The organism is Sneathia sanguinegens (genome assembly GCF_001517935.1).
Taxonomy (GTDB): domain Bacteria; phylum Fusobacteriota; class Fusobacteriia; order Fusobacteriales; family Leptotrichiaceae; genus Sneathia; species Sneathia sanguinegens.
Window position 1 is genome coordinate 44381 of sequence record NZ_LOQF01000004.1, and the last position, 15446, is coordinate 59826.

Below are 15446 nucleotides of genomic sequence, written 5' to 3' on the forward strand. Positions count from 1 at the left end.
ATGTTAATAAGAAGTGAAAGAATCTGGATAGGAAATAATTTTATACCAGCTATATTAGAAATAGAAGGGAAAAAAATAAAAAGAATATTTTCGTATGATAAAGCTACAAAGGTAGATTGTGATTTTGGAAATAAAAGAATTGTACCAGGATTTATTGATATACATACACATGGAGCAGTTAATGTAGAAGCTAATGTATCAAATGTTGAAGAAATACAAAAATGGGCAAATTATTTACCAAAAGAAGGAGTTACATCTTTTTGTCCTACAACAGTAACACAAACTGAAGAAGTTCTTAAAAAAGCTTCAGAAACTCTTGTTAAAGCAAAAGAAACACAAAAAACTGGTGCTAAAATATTAGGAATAAATTTTGAAGGGCCTTTTTTGGATGTTAATCATAAGGGAGCACAACCAGAATCTTGTATAGTTTCACCAAATTTAGAAGAATTTGATAGATTTCAAAAAGCTTGTAAGGATTTGTTACTAATAATGACAGTAGCTGTTGAAAAAGATAAGGATTATTATTTAACTAGAAATTTAACAAATAGAGGAGTAATAGTTAGTGTAGGACATAGTGGAGCAAGTTATGATGAAGCTATGATGGGAATAGCGAATGGAGCTAAGTTATTAACACATACTTTTAATGGAATGACAGGTTTACATCATAGAGAACCAGGTCAAGTTGGAGCAGCTTTAAGAATTAGAGATGTTTATTCAGAAATTATTTGTGATGGAATTCATATTAGACCTGAAGTAATAAATATATTCTTTATGTCAAAAGGACCAGATTATGCTATTATGGTTAGTGATTCTATGTCAGCAAAAGCATATAAGGGGACAGAATTTTATCTAGGAGGTGAAAAAGTAATAGTTTCAGAAGATGGAAGTGCAAGAAGAGAATCAGGTTCTCTTGCAGGTTCAATTTTAAAAATTATAGATGGGTTAAAGGTTGTAGTAGAAAAGGCACAAGTTCCATTTAATTATGCTATAAATGCTTGTACATCAAATCCAGCTAGATTATTAAGAATTGATGATAGAAAAGGATATATAAAAGCAAACTATGATGCAGATTTAGTTATTATTACAGATGATTATAAAATAATTAATACTATGGTTGAAGGGGTGTTTCAATTATGAAAATGAAATATTTAGGTATGCTAATAGCAATGGCAATAGTTAATACAAGTTGTACTGACTTATTAATAAGTTATCCATATGATTATTATGATGATTATAATTATGATTATAATTATGACTATAATGATGGATATTATCAAGGAAGAGTTGATGAAAAGAAAGCTCAATATATAAAAGAAGCTAAAAAGGATAAAGAATGGTCTAAAATAATTAATACAGATAATTTAAAAAAGAATGATCCTTGGGATAGCATAATAAAAGTTGAAAGAAAACCAGATAAGTATGTATATAGATATGGTAGAAAATATAATTTAGTAGAAACAGATAGAACATATAATTACTATAAGGGTAGAAGATATTTATATAGATATATAGATTCATATGATGATACATATGAAAGTAATGTAGATTTGGGTTATTCAATTTATAGAAATGGAAGAGTAATGACTTTGGAATTATTCAGAAATGAATATAATGGAAAATTTTATGTGATAGATGATTATTACAGATGATATTAGGAGAATTAAATGATGAAAGAAATTTACTTAGCTGCAGGTTGTTTTTGGGGGACACAGGCATATTTTAAAAAAATTGAAGGTGTTATAAAAACTACTGTTGGTTATGCAAATGGTTTAACAGAGCATACAGACTATGAACATATTTTTGAGACTGATCATGCTGAAACTCTTAAAATAATATATGATGAGAGTAAGATAAGTTTAAAAAAGCTTTTACTTTATTATTTTAGAGTTATAGATCCAACAAGTATTAACAAGCAAGGCAATGATGTGGGAAGACAATATAGAACAGGAATTTATTATGTAGACAAAGAAGATCTTGCTCTAATAAATGAAGTAATAAATGAAATGAAACAAAAATATGGGCTTATAGCAGTTGAGGTTAAAGAACTTAAAAATTTTATAAAAGCAGAAGAATATCATCAAGATTATTTAGATAAACATCCTAATGCATATTGTCATATTGATTTGAATTTAGCTAATTTAGATGATTTGAGCTATAGAGTTATGAAAGAAAATTATACAGAATTTCCAAATTCAAGTGAATTAAATACTGAATTTAGAAAAGGTATATATGTAGACAAATTAACAAAGGTCCCTCTATTTTCGTCAAGTGAAAAGTTCGATGCAGGTTGTGGTTGGCCAAGTTTTAGAAAGCCAATAGTAACTGATGCAGTAGAATATTTAAAAGATAATTCATATGGTATGGACAGAATAGAAGTTAGAAGTTCGTCTGGAAATAATCATTTAGGTCATGTCTTTGATGAAAGTCAAGGATTGAGATATTGTATAAATGGTGCAAGTTTAGAATTTATACCTTATGAAGAGATGGAAAAAAGAGGCTATAAAGAATATATGAAATTTGTATAAAAAAAAGACTGATGTAAATCAGTCTTTTTTACTCAAGAATTACAGGTGTTCCAGAAGTTTTTGCATAATAATATATTTTTGCTGCATCTTCAACATATTCAGCAGAAATAAATGCATCTTCTAAAGTAGCACCACAGCTAACTGTACCATGATTTGCTAATAGGCAAGAATTTCTATTTTCTAGATAAGGCACTACAACTTCGCCTAACTCTGGACTTCCAGCAGGTCTAAATGGAGTGACTTTTATTGGACCACCTAAATAAGGTTTCATTTCTATTAGAATCAATGGTATATCTTCATGATTAACAGCAAATGCAGTTGCTATTGTTGAATGAGTATGTACGATAGCATTATATTTAGGATATTTTTCATATATTTGTACATGTAATCTCCATTCTGATGAAGGTCTTAAACCTTTTATATAAGGTTCACCTTTTGAATTTATTTCAACAATATCGTCTTCTGTAATTTGGTCATAAGGGATGCTACTAGGTGTGATAAAGTAACTATCTTCTTTTTCAGGATTTCTTACACTTATATTCCCGCTAGTTCCAGCAACAAGTTTTGTATTATACATACGATTTCCTACTTCTACTATCATTTTCTTTATATTCATTGAGTACCTTTCCTTTCTAGTAAAATCTTTTAACATCATTTTTGAAATATGTTTCTAGATCATAAGAACTATATATTCCTTTATCTGTTACGACACCACTTATTAAATGAGGAGGAGTAATATCAAATGATGGATATATTGCTTTTACACCCTTATAAGTATGTTTCCCTAAAACTAGACTTGGATCACGTAATTCGATTTTAATATCGTTTTCAGTATATTTGTCTACATCTGGTATGCCTGTAACAAAATATGGAATTCCAAATTCTTTTGCAAGCATTGAAATTTGTAGAGTACCTACCTTATTAGCAATATATCCAGCTCTTGTAATTGTGTCAGCAGCAGATGTGAATAATGAAATATGTTCATACTTCATTGCATAGGCTATCATATTATCGCACAAAATTGTTGTGTCAAAGCCCATTTCTCTGAAGCAAGTGGCAGTAAGTCTTGCTCCTTGGAAATATGGTCTTGTTTCTGCACAATAAAATTTAACATCAGTCTTATTTTCCCTTTTTAATACCCTTATTAACATCCCAATAATTGTTTCACCAAAACATTGAGTTAGTACTTTATCACCATTTTTTATTTGACTTGCTAGATGGACTGCAACTTGTTCCATAATGCTATATCTTCTATTAAGTGAATTAATAGTATCATTTTTTATAGCAATATATGCTTTTTCACCCTTTTTAAGAGCAGCTTTACCAACTTCTAAGCAAGATTTTGTAATTTTTTCCATTCTATTAACTGTTGTTGGTCTTGCATGACTTAAAGTATAGCTTGCTTTTTCCAAATATTCTATTTGAGCATTTATATCCAAGTCTTTGCATTCATATGCGGCTAAAGCCATACCCATACCTACAGCTGTATATGGACCAGCACTTTGTGTAACCATATCAGTTACAGCTTGTGCGACTTCTTTATGATTCTTACATTCAACAAATATAACTTTTTCTGGATAAATTCTTCTGTCCAAAATTCTAACAGTGGCTTTTTCTTCATCAAACCATGCTACATTTTCATAAGTTAACATGAAAGGCATATTATAGTCTTCCCGTTTAATACTACTTTCCATACCTATTTCATTTCCTTTCTAAATGATAATGTCTTATACTATATATATACCACATTTCCCAAAAAAGTCAAATTTTACATAAAGAAAATAAATAAAATAAAGAGATGAAATTGTGAAATATTGGGAGTTAAAAATAAAAAAACCTATAAAATACAAAAAATCCCTATTTTTAGCTTGATTTTTGCAAATTTTAAAGTATACTATATCAGAACATGATTAAAAATAGGGAGTGTTTTACTATGGAAAAAAAGGGAAATTTTTTGGGTTTAGTTCCATTAATCGTATTTTTAGTGATTTATGCCTTGATTGGAATTTTTGTTAAACAATTCGATAAATTGCCTCTATTAGTAGGTATATTTATTGCATCAGCAGTTGCTATAGCCTTATATACAAAATATGGTAAAAAGAGTTTTGATAATGCTGTAGACGAATATTGTGAAGGTGGAGGAGAAAAGACCTTAATTTTAATGGTTATAATTTATCTATTAGCTGGAGCATTTTATAGTGTAGCCAATAGTATGAAAGCAGTTGATACTGTTGTTGCCTTAGGTCTTAATATTTTACCATCTAATGCAATTTTACCAGGGCTTTTCTTAATAGCATGTCTTTTAAGTTTTTCAATGGGAACATCAATGGGAACAATTGCAGCTTTAATGCCTATTGCTGTAGGTATTTCAAATAGTACAGGTGTAAATGTAGCAATGTTATCAGGTGTAGTAGTAGGTGGAGCTATGTTTGGAGATAATTTGTCATTTATTTCAGATACTACTATAGCTGCTACTAGAACTCAAGAAATTGAAATGAAGGATAAATTTTTTGTTAATATAATAATGGTTTTACCAGCAGTTATATTAAATGTTATTTTTCTAGCATTTCAACATGTGCAAGCAAATGCGACTAATTTTACTAATATTAATTATGTTAATTTAATACCATATATATTAATAATTGTTCTTTCATTATTAGGAATGAATGTTATGAAAGTTTTAGCAATTGGGGTTATTTCAGGGTTAGTTATTGGAGTTGCACATGGAAACTTTCCATTAGTAGATGTATTTACAGTTATACATACAGGTATGAAATGGATGGAAGATATGGCTATAATTTGTGTAGTAGTTGGTGGTCTAGTAATGATAATGAATAAATTAGGTGGAATAGATTATCTATTATATAAATTATGTAAAGGAACAAAGTCTAAAAAAGGAGCAGAATTATCAATTGCTTTATTAGTTAGTTTATTAGATATTGCAACTACAAATAATACAGTTTCTATAGTAGCAGCAGGGCCTATAGCAAGGGAAATATCTGACAAATTTGATATAGATAGAAGAAGAACAGCTAGTATATTAGACTTGTTTTCATCAGCCTTTAATGGTTTATTACCTTATGCTGGGCAATTATTAATAGCAGGGGCAATAGCTAAAGTATCACCTATTTCTATTATGCCATACAATTGGTATTCAATTTTAATGATAGTATTTGGTTTAACATCAATATTATTAGGTTGGCCAAATAAAAAAATGAAAAAGTAATAAAAAGGGGGATAATAGGTTAAAATGGCTTTATTAAATACAGAAAGTATAAAAAAATATTTGATTTCAAAAAAATATTTTAGAAGTGATGAAGAATTAGTTGCAAAAGAAATTGGAAATGGAAATATTAACTATGTATTTATAGTATCTTCAAAAGATAAAAGTATTGTAGTTAAACAATCAGATGTTTTACTTCGTTCATCAAAACGACCTTTGGATCTTTATAGATCAAAGGTTGAATGTAGGACTTTAAAATTAGAAGATAAGTATGCTCCGGGTTTTGTACCTAAAGTATATGAATATGATGAAAATTTAAATACTATTATTATGGAAGATATATCTGAATATAAGAATTTAAGATTTTTACTTGAAGATTCAGAAGAAATACCATTTTTGTCAGAAGAAATAGCAGAATTTTTGGCTAAATCAATGCTTGCAACTTCTGATTTGGTTATGGATAGCAAGGAAAAGAAGAAACTTGTAAAATATTTTATAAATCCAGATATGTGCGATATATCAGAAGATTTAGTTTTAACTGAACCGTATTATAATTATAAAAATAGAAATGTAATAAAAAAAGACTTACAAAAATTTGTAGATGAAAATTTATATAACAATGAAAATTTGCAAACTGAAATATGTAAATTAAGATATAATTTTATGAATAATGCACAAGCATTAATACATGGAGATTTTCATTCTGGTTCAATATTTGTTTGTAATAAAGGAATAAAGATTATAGATCCAGAATTTGCATTTTATGGACCTATGGGGTATGATATAGGTAATGTTATAGCAAATCTATTTTTCCCACTTTTTTATTCAAAAAAAGTATGGTTACATAAATGTATTGTTGAAATATTTGATAAAACTTTTGAAAAATTGGAACAAGAATATGATAAATTAGTTACTTTTAAACTTTATAAAAATAAAGAATTTAAGAGATATTTTATAAATAGTATAAAAGCAGATACTTGTGGATATGCAGGTACAGAAATAATTCGTAGAGTTGTAGGAGATACAAAGACTAAGGAAATTGTTGAAGGAAATAGTGTAACAATAGAAAAAGAATTGATAAAAGTTGGGATATATTTGATTATGAATAGATTTGAAATATGTAAAGGAAGGGACTTATTTCAGTGATAAAATTAGAAAGACATAAGAGAATTATCAAAACACTAAATGAAAATGGTACTATATCTATTGCGGAAACTACTAAAGAATTAAAGTGTAGTGAAGAAACTATTAGAAAAGATATTATTGAATTAGAAAAACAAGGAAAGTTAATTAGAATTCATGGAGGGGCATATCTTGCAGATGTATATGATAAAAGTCTTCCAACTAATTTAAAAAAGACTTTTTTGAAAGAAGAAAAAATGTATATGTCAGATATAGCAAAGGAATATATTAAAGAAAATATGCTAGTAACTTTAGATTCTAGTACAACTTGTTTGGAATTAGCTAAAAAAATAGTTGATTTAAAAATGTCTGTAAGTATAATTACAAATTCGTTAGAAATAGCAAATGTTTGTTCAACTTCAGACAAAATAACCCTATTTTTAGCTGGAGGTATTTTAAAAACAAATAGTAATTCTTTTATAGGACATAGTGTTATGGATTATTTGAATTACTTTGTTTCAGATATATCTTTTGTTAGTTTTCCTTGTATAGATATGGAATTTGGTTTAGGAGATAATACTATGGAAGATTTGAAGATACGAACAACAATGTTGAAGAGATCTAAAAATAGAATTTTATTACTTGATCATACAAAATTAGCAGAAGCTAGTGCAACAGTTTTTTCGAAAAATCTAAATATTGATACAATTATTACAGATAAAAAAATAAATAAAAAGTGGAATGAATTTTTCAAGAAAGAAGGAATAGATGTTAAATTTTAGTTATAAAAATAATGCTAAAGTTATTTTCGGACAAAATTCAATTGAAAATTTAGAAGGAGAATTAAAAGATTTAAAAGTAAAAAAAATGCTATTATTATATAGTGGAAAGTACATATTTGATTTAAAAATACATGAATGTATTGAAAAAGTATGTGATAAACTAGATATAAAATTAATAGAAAATGGGAACATAGTTCCTAATCCTAAAGTAGAACTTGTAAGAGAGCTTGTTGATCTTTCTAAAAAAGAAGGAATAGACTTTATATTAGCAGTCGGTGGAGGATCTGTTACAGATACCGCGAAAGCTACAGCTGTTGGTGCTAAAAGTTCTGAAGATGTTTGGAAATTTTATACCTATGAAAAGGAACCTAAGGAAGCTTTACCAATAGGAGTTATTTCGACTATAGCTTCTAGTGGTTCAGAAACATCTAATTGTTCTATAATTTCAGATGATACTCATAAATTAGGTATAGAATATGACTTTATCATTCCTCAATTTGCAATTATTGATCCAAGTTATACAAAGAGTTTACCAATGTATCAAATAGCTTGTGGAATTTCAGATACAAGTTCACATTTGATAGAAAGATATTATACTGATGTAGAACATGTTGATGCAACAGACTATATGATAGAAGGTTTACTTAAGGCTTTAATGTTAAATGCTAAAAGACTAATGAAAAATCCTGATGATATAGAAGCAAGATCTGAAATATTTTTAATTTCTCTTGTAGCACATAATAATATATTAGATTCAGGAAGAATGGCAGATTGGGCTTCTCATAGAATAGAACATGAAATAAGTAATTTTTATGGTTTAACACATGGAGAAGGAATGGCACTTACAATGGTAGCATATGCAAGATATATGGCTACTAAAAAGCCTAAGAAATTAGCACAATTAGCTAATCGTGTATTCAATGTAGATTACAAGAATTATACTTATGAAGAAATGGCAAATATTTTGGCAGATAATTTGGAAGCCTTCTATAGATCAATAGGTATGAGAACAAAATTAAGTGAAATAGGTATAAATGATGATAAATTTATGCAAATGGGCTTGAATGCTACAAAAAATGATACAGCTAAAATAGGACATTATATGCCTTTACTTTCAAAAGAAATAGTTGAAGTTCTTAAATTGGCAAAATAAATATGTAAATGCACCCTGATGGGTGTATTTTTTTAAAAAAAAATTGACTATTGAAAATTTCAAGTTAAAATATATTATTGTCATGAAGGGCGTCATCTTTTTCGGAGCGTAACCTAGAAAATGCATTCTTTTTTAATGCTTTCTAGGTTTTTTTTTTGAGGTGTGAAAATGGAAATAATTAAAATTTTAAATAATAATACAATAATAGCTAAAATCAAAGATAAAGAATTTGTAATTTTAAGAAAAGGAATAGGGTTTTCAAAAAAAATAGGAGATATAATTGACGAAAATTCAGATGATAAAAAATATTTTTTATATGATATACCATTGAAATATTATGAATATACAAAGGATATAATTGAAATTTATGAAAAAAAGGCAAAAATAAAATTAAATTCAAGCCTATATATTACCTTAACTGATCATATATACAATGCAGTTAATAGAAAATTAAATAATATTATTGTTAGTAATTATTTAATAAATGAAATAAAGGCGATGTATCCAAAAGAATTTTCTTTGGCAATTGACACAATTTCATATATTTATCAAAAAACAAATGTACTTTTATCAGAAGATGATGCTGGCTTTATCACTATACACTTGATAAATGCAATTTATGAAAATAAGAAAAATGTAGAAATTATGAGTTACATAAATGAAATTGAGAATATTATAAAAAAAGAAGCTAATTTAGAAAGCTTTTCAGATTTTAAAAAATATTCAAGATTAGTTAATTATTTAAAATATTTAGTTATTCAAAAAATAAATAATGAAGAAGAAAAAAATAATATAACAGATGTATATAATTTGTTAGTAAACAATTTTAAAGATGTAGCAAATATAGTAAAAAAAATAGATATATATTGCATAAGCAAGTTTAATAAAAATTTGAGTATAAATGAATGTGTCTATTTAATTATATATTTAAAAGAATTTATGGAGGGTTAGAAATGGCGAAAGATTTGAAAACAAAAGTATTAAGCTTTTTTCAAGAATTAGGAAAAACATTTATGTTTCCAGTAGCAACTTTGGCGTTTATGGGTATATTATTAGGTCTAGGTAGTTCAATTACATCACCTATCTTAATAGAAAAAATACCTTTTTTGGGGAATAAATTTATACAATTATTCTTTAATTATTTAACAGTTGTAGGTTCATTTGGATTTACTTATTTACCTTGTATGTTTGCAATGGGTATTCCATTGGGAATGGCAAAAAGAAATAAAGGAGTTGCAGTATTTGCAGGATTTGCAGGTTATGTTGCAATGAATTTATCAATAAATTTTTACCTAACACAAACTAATAGCTTAGCTGCAAAAGAATTAGTTAAGACAAGTGGACAAGGTTTTGTATTTGGAATACAAACAATAGAAATGGGAGTATTAGGTGGAATTATAGCAGGATTAATAGTGTATTATTTGCATGAAAAATATCAAGACATAAAGATGCCAGATGCTTTTTCATTCTTTGGTGGTTTAAGATTTGTGCCTATAGTTTCAGTTCTTGTATTATCAATAGTAGGTTTAATAATTCCTTTAATTTGGCCTATATTTTCTAAAGGAATCAATGGAGTTGGATATTTAATACAAAAAGCAGGAATATTTGGACCATTTTTATACGGATTAGGTTTGGCAATATTAAAACCATTTGGAATGCATCATATTTTACTTGCTTTAGTAAGATTTACACCTATAGGTGGTACTGAAATTGTAAAGGGAACTGAAGTATCAGGAGCACTTAATATATTTTATTCTCAATTAAAAGCTGGACTTCCAATAAGTAGAAGTGCAACATCATTCTTATCACAAGGATTTATGCCAACATTTATGTTTGCACTACCAGCAATAGGCTGTGCTATATATTATTGTGCTAAAAAAGAAAATAGATTTTCAATTAAAGGATTGCTTGTTTCAGCTATGTTGGTTTCATTTGTAACAGGTATATCAGAACCTATAGAATTTCTATTTTTATTCATAGCACCAACTTTATATGTCTTCCACTCAATAATGCAAGGGTTATCACTAATGGTAGTTTCATTAGCAGGTGTTAGCATAGGTAATACTGATGGTGGTGTAATTGACTTTATCATCTTTGGTATTTTACAAGGTAAAGCAACTAAGTGGTATTTAATAATTCCTATTGGTATAATTTGGTTTGCAATATACTTCTTTGTATTTAAATGGTATATTATGAAGCATGATGTACCTACACCTGGAAGAGAAAAAATTGATGCCAATGATGATATAAAGATATTCTCAAAGGGAAATGGAATTTATGATCCAAAAGTATTCGTTAAAGCTTTAGGAGGAGCAAAGAATATAAAAACATTAGATAATTGTGTAACTCGTCTTAGATTAGTATTGGATGATATTAGTTTAATGGATGAAAAGACATTGAAAAAAGCAGGTTCTTTGAGTATAGTTAAATTAGATGATCATAATGTTCAAATAATAATAGGAGCTCAAGTTCAAAGCTTGAAAACAGGAATGGAAGAAGTGTTAAAAAACAATGAAATATAATTTTGATGAAGAATTTGATAGAAGTAAGACATATACAAGAAAATGGGATCGCTTGGAAAAAGGTGTTATACCAATGAATATAGCAGATCTTGATTACAGAGTTTGTCCTAATATACAAAAAGCACTAGAAAAAGTTGCAAAAAGTTCAGACTATAGTTATACCTATGTAAGAGATGAATACTATAATGCACTTATTAATTGGCATAAAAAAAGACTAGGGGTAGATATTAAAAAAGAAGATATAAAATTAGTCTTTGGGACATGTTCAGTTTTACATTATATAGTTCAATGTTTTGCAAAAGAACATTCAAATATATTAATTAATACGCCTTGTTATGAACCTTTTGTTCTTGCAGTTAGAAGAAATAATTGTACTGTTATAGCAAATGAATTAGTAGAAAAGGATAATAAATATTATATTGATTTTAAAAAATTAGAAGAGGATATAATAAAATATAAGGTTAAAATATATATTTTATGTAATCCTCAAAATCCAAGTGGTAGAATTTGGACAAGGGAAGAATTACAAAAAGTTGTAGACTTATGTGAAAAATATAAAGTATTACTTGTAAGTGATGAAGTACATAGGGATATATTAAGAAAAGATGAAAGTTTTGTTTCTATTCTAAATTTAACAAATAATGCTATAGTTTGTTGTTCACCTAATAAAACTTTTAATTTAGGAGGCTTGAAAGGAAGTTATATAATTATCCAAAATAAGGATATTAGAGATAAAATGCTAAAATATCTTGAAAAAGTTTATGTAACCTCACCGCATGTATTTATGCAAGCAGCACATATTACAGCATATACTGAATGTGATGAATGGGTGAAAGAATTAAATGAGTATATTGATAAAAATTTTGAATATTTTGAGTCATTTATGAAGAATAATTTACCTAATATACAAGTAATGAAAGCACAAGCAGGGTTTCTTGCTTGGATTAATATGAAACAATTATTTAAATCAGAAGAAGAAATGAAGAAATATTTTGATAAGATAAAAGTATTACCAGTTTATGGAACATATTTTTCAGAAAAAAGTGATTCAGGTTGGGTAAGATTGAATTTAGGCTGCACAATGAAGACTTTAAAAACTGTTTTAAATAGAATGTTACTCTATAGATAAAAGTAGGCGTGGTTTATTCCACGCCTACATTTTATTTTATTATTAAATCTTTTGCTTGTATAGGATTTTTTATCATCTTGTTTTGGTACATAAAGTCTGCTGTTTTTTGTAGACCTTCAATGTCTTTATCTGATACTTTAGATTCAAAGTTATATTGTTTAAACATAGTATCATAAGCAAGATTATCTAATTTTAAAGCTTCACAAACAATTTTCTTTGTGTCTTCAGGTTTATTTTTCATAAAGTCAAGAACTTCTTTTTGAGCTTTTAAGAAAGCATCAATTATATCTCTGTGTTCATTATAATACTTTTGTGTAGTTGCAACACAGATAAGAGCTTCTATATAACCTTCACCATCTGTTATCTTATGTAAACCTGCTTTTTCAGCCTTATATGCTGCAGGTCCTCCAAGTAGGGCAACATCAATGCTACCAGATGAAAGAGCTGCTAGTGCATCAGGAATACTCATATTTACAAATTTAACATCATTTATAGTTAAATTTTTGCTTTTTAAATATGAAACAAGTAATTCATGTAAATTAGTTCCCATAGGTCCTGCTATTGTTTTTCCCTTTAAAGATTCAGGGCTATTTAATGTAGCATCCTTTGAGAATAAAGCAAAGGCTTTTGGAGCACGAGAATAGATATTTAATATCTTAATATCTGCACCATTTGCAGCACTAGCTATTACTGAAGAACCACCAATTGCATTTAAAATTTGTACAGAACCTGAAGCTAGAGCTTGACTTTGATCAGCACCACTTGTAATTTCAGCATATTTAATATCAACATCCTTTAAATATTTTGAAAAAATAGAATTTTGTTTTTCAATAATAGAAGGAACATTTAAAGGTGAAGTAACATAAGTTACAGTTAAATTTTTTGTACTAAAGCTTGATTTTGTTTTATTAGAACATGAAAATAGTAATGTAAATAAAATAAGTAATTTTATAATTCTTTTCATCATAACCTCCAAATATCATCACGAATTTTTCTTTTTAAATTGATAAAATCATCACTTAATAAATCTCGTATTTTACTATTTATTGAATATGTAGAATATATTTCACCACTTTTTAAGACAATGATTTTATCTGCTAGCATAAGAGCTTCATCGATATTATGTGTCACAAAAAGTATGCCACATTTTTCTTTGTTATATAATTTTAATAATTCCTGTTGCATTTTAATTCTTGTAAAATCATCCAAACTTGAAAAAGGTTCATCCATTAGCAAATAATTTGGCTTATATGCAAAAGCTCTTGCTAAATTAACTCTACTTTTCATACCACCGGATAATTCATTAGGATAGGAATTTCCAAATTTATCCAAATTTATCATAGTTATTAATTTATTGATCTCATCTGTAGATAAATTTTCATTAACAAGCTTTATATTCTCAAAAACTGTTAACCAAGGAAGTAATCTAGGCTCTTGAAAAATATATGAACATTTAAGATTAGGAAGAAGAATTTCTCCAGAATCATATTTTTCTAAACCACTAATTAATCTAAGTAGAGTAGTTTTTCCACAACCAGATTTTCCTAAGATAATAGTAATTTTATTTTTGTCTATACTTAAATTAATATTATTAAAAATAAGATGCTCATCATATTTTTTAACTAAATTTTTTATTTCTATCATAAATAATCAACCTCTTAAAGATATAATCACAAAGATAACCTAAAATTCCAATAACAATTATTCCTACAATAACAATATCGATTCTTGACATAGATTTTGCAAAATTAATCATATATCCTAAACCCTGACTTGCTGCAATTAGTTCAGCACCTATTATCGCACGATAACTATATCCTAAACCTAATCTAAGACCAACTAAAATATCAGGTAAAGCATTAGGAAGAATAATTTTTAAAAATATCTTTTTATTACTAAAATTAAAAACTTTTCCCACTTCTATTAATTTTGGATCACAACATAATAAACCTTTTTCAAAATTAAGATACATTGGAAAAAAAGAAGCCAAAATAATAATAATTAATTTTGATGTTTCTCCTATACCAAACCAAAGTATAAGAAGTGGAATAAGGCTTAGCGGTGGTATGTTTCTCATAAATTGCAAAAACCAGTCATAATAAGCAATGAATTTTCTATAACGATATTCTAATATAGCAAATGTACTTGCAAATAAAAATGAAATGAAAAAACCAAAAAATACTCTTTTCAAACTAACAAATACATTTATAATTAAGCTTTTATCCTTAATTAGTTCTACAAAACTAAATATGATATCTTTTAAGGGTGGTAAAACATAAGGGTTATAAATATTGGTAATAGTTAATATGTGATATATTAAAATACAAATAATTAAAGAAAAAAAAGCTTTTATTTTTTTATGCATTTTACACCATCTCCATTATGACAGCCATTATGGCAATACAATCCTTCAATTAGCCTAACTTTTTTAATTGAAACATTTGAAATATTTTTTAAATCTTTTTCTTCAACTGAAATAACATTTTTTTCAATATCAGAAAAAAAACCAAAAGGAATAGGACTATTATCTAGTTTTTTTCCTTTTAAATTGAGTGAATACTTATTACAAAATTCATCCCAGGTTAAAAAAAATGTATTTTTTAAATTTAAAGAATTTCCATATTTTTTTAACGCAGTACAAGGGGTTATTATACATTTTTGACCGTCAGCTAAGTCTTCTCTATATGCTATTTCTTTTGCAATGTGAATTAAAATAGGCTCAATATTATGAAATTTCACATTAAGTTTAGATTTTTTGAAATAGTCTACAATTAAAGGGCATCTTTGATCTAAAATAGTACCTTTTTCTTTTTGTAATAAAGCTTTATATTCATTTTTCACTATTTTTGCCTGATCTTCTTTTGAAAAAACTAAACTAAAACCAAGATTATTTAATTTTTTTTCTAAAAAAGATAAATTGTATGAATTAATTACAACAGGGTTAAGTAAAATATATTTTTTCATAAACCTCCATTAAATAGTATGTAAAA

16 protein-coding genes are annotated in these 15446 nt (G+C 27.1%); 10 read left to right on the plus strand and 6 right to left on the minus strand.

The window, feature by feature from the left end; genetic code table 11:
• From nagA to msrA, 3 genes are read left to right on the plus strand one after another with little or no spacing between them, the layout of a single operon-like run.
• Complete coding sequence (nagA, locus tag AWT65_RS02675; protein ID WP_066729107.1) at positions 1 to 1137, plus strand: N-acetylglucosamine-6-phosphate deacetylase; 1137 nt, start codon at positions 1 to 3, stop codon at positions 1135 to 1137.
• On the plus strand, positions 1134 to 1649 hold the full coding sequence (locus AWT65_RS02680) for a hypothetical protein (RefSeq protein WP_066729112.1): 516 nt from the start codon (positions 1134 to 1136) through the stop codon (positions 1647 to 1649). Before nagA ends, AWT65_RS02680 begins: the two co-directional genes overlap by 4 nt.
• Before the next feature lie 15 nt (positions 1650 to 1664).
• Complete coding sequence (gene msrA, locus AWT65_RS02685; protein ID WP_066729119.1) at positions 1665 to 2525, plus strand: peptide-methionine (S)-S-oxide reductase MsrA; 861 nt, start codon at positions 1665 to 1667, stop codon at positions 2523 to 2525.
• A 28-nt stretch (positions 2526 to 2553) separates the two neighbouring features.
• On the opposite strand, the gene AWT65_RS02690 is transcribed toward msrA, so the two are convergent.
• Together AWT65_RS02690 and AWT65_RS02695 are read right to left on the minus strand one after the other, a co-directional pair.
• A complete protein-coding gene (locus AWT65_RS02690; RefSeq protein WP_066729121.1) occupies positions 2554 to 3141 on the minus strand; it encodes a class II aldolase/adducin family protein in 588 nt (195 codons plus the stop codon).
• Between the two features lie 16 nt (positions 3142 to 3157).
• Positions 3158 to 4207, minus strand: a complete 1050-nt coding sequence (locus AWT65_RS02695; protein WP_066729238.1) for a s-methyl-5-thioribose-1-phosphate isomerase — start codon at positions 4205 to 4207, stop codon at positions 3158 to 3160.
• 251 nt (positions 4208 to 4458) lie between these two features.
• On the opposite strand from AWT65_RS02695, the gene AWT65_RS02700 reads away from it, so the two are divergent.
• The 7 genes from AWT65_RS02700 to AWT65_RS02730 all read left to right on the plus strand — a co-directional run bounded on the left by AWT65_RS02700 (position 4459) and on the right by AWT65_RS02730 (position 12456).
• Positions 4459 to 5751, plus strand: coding sequence for a Na+/H+ antiporter NhaC family protein (locus tag AWT65_RS02700; RefSeq protein ID WP_157055045.1), 1293 nt, complete (start codon positions 4459 to 4461; stop codon positions 5749 to 5751).
• Between the two features lie 24 nt (positions 5752 to 5775).
• The gene (mtnK, locus tag AWT65_RS02705; RefSeq protein WP_066729125.1) at positions 5776 to 6894 is read left to right on the plus strand and encodes an S-methyl-5-thioribose kinase; all 1119 of its coding nucleotides are present in this window, start codon (positions 5776 to 5778) and stop codon (positions 6892 to 6894) included.
• Positions 6891 to 7652 carry a DeoR/GlpR family DNA-binding transcription regulator gene (locus AWT65_RS02710; protein ID WP_066729132.1) on the plus strand — a complete coding sequence of 254 codons (762 nt, stop codon included), beginning with the start codon at positions 6891 to 6893 and terminating at the stop codon, positions 7650 to 7652. The genes mtnK and AWT65_RS02710 overlap by 4 nt, the downstream gene beginning before the upstream one ends.
• A complete protein-coding gene (locus AWT65_RS02715) occupies positions 7639 to 8805 on the plus strand; it encodes an iron-containing alcohol dehydrogenase (RefSeq protein WP_066729134.1) in 1167 nt (388 codons plus the stop codon). Before AWT65_RS02710 ends, AWT65_RS02715 begins: the two co-directional genes overlap by 14 nt.
• 168 nt (positions 8806 to 8973) lie before the next feature.
• Positions 8974 to 9756 carry a PRD domain-containing protein gene (locus AWT65_RS02720; RefSeq protein WP_066729136.1) on the plus strand — a complete coding sequence of 261 codons (783 nt, stop codon included), beginning with the start codon at positions 8974 to 8976 and terminating at the stop codon, positions 9754 to 9756.
• A gap of 2 nt (positions 9757 to 9758) precedes the next feature.
• Complete coding sequence (malX, locus tag AWT65_RS02725) at positions 9759 to 11327, plus strand: maltose/glucose-specific PTS transporter subunit IIBC (RefSeq protein ID WP_066729138.1); 1569 nt, start codon at positions 9759 to 9761, stop codon at positions 11325 to 11327.
• Positions 11317 to 12456: a MalY/PatB family protein gene (locus AWT65_RS02730; protein WP_066729140.1), complete on the plus strand. Its 1140-nt coding sequence runs from the start codon at positions 11317 to 11319 to the stop codon at positions 12454 to 12456. Before malX ends, AWT65_RS02730 begins: the two co-directional genes overlap by 11 nt.
• Positions 12457 to 12487: 31 nt before the next feature.
• Here AWT65_RS02730 and AWT65_RS02735 read toward each other — a convergent pair whose 3' ends face one another.
• From AWT65_RS02735 to AWT65_RS02750, 4 genes are read right to left on the minus strand one after another with little or no spacing between them, the layout of a single operon-like run.
• A complete protein-coding gene (locus tag AWT65_RS02735) occupies positions 12488 to 13420 on the minus strand; it encodes an ABC transporter substrate-binding protein (RefSeq protein WP_083497800.1) in 933 nt (310 codons plus the stop codon).
• Positions 13420 to 14100 carry an ABC transporter ATP-binding protein gene (locus AWT65_RS02740; RefSeq protein WP_066729145.1) on the minus strand — a complete coding sequence of 227 codons (681 nt, stop codon included), beginning with the start codon at positions 14098 to 14100 and terminating at the stop codon, positions 13420 to 13422. Before AWT65_RS02740 ends, AWT65_RS02735 begins: the two co-directional genes overlap by 1 nt.
• Positions 14075 to 14821 (minus strand): ABC transporter permease, encoded by a 747-nt coding sequence (locus tag AWT65_RS02745; protein WP_066729146.1) that lies wholly within the window; start codon positions 14819 to 14821, stop codon positions 14075 to 14077. The genes AWT65_RS02740 and AWT65_RS02745 overlap by 26 nt, the downstream gene beginning before the upstream one ends.
• Positions 14806 to 15420: a hypothetical protein gene (locus tag AWT65_RS02750; RefSeq protein WP_066729148.1), complete on the minus strand. Its 615-nt coding sequence runs from the start codon at positions 15418 to 15420 to the stop codon at positions 14806 to 14808. The genes AWT65_RS02745 and AWT65_RS02750 overlap by 16 nt, the downstream gene beginning before the upstream one ends.
• Between the last annotated feature and the right edge of the window lie 26 nt (positions 15421 to 15446).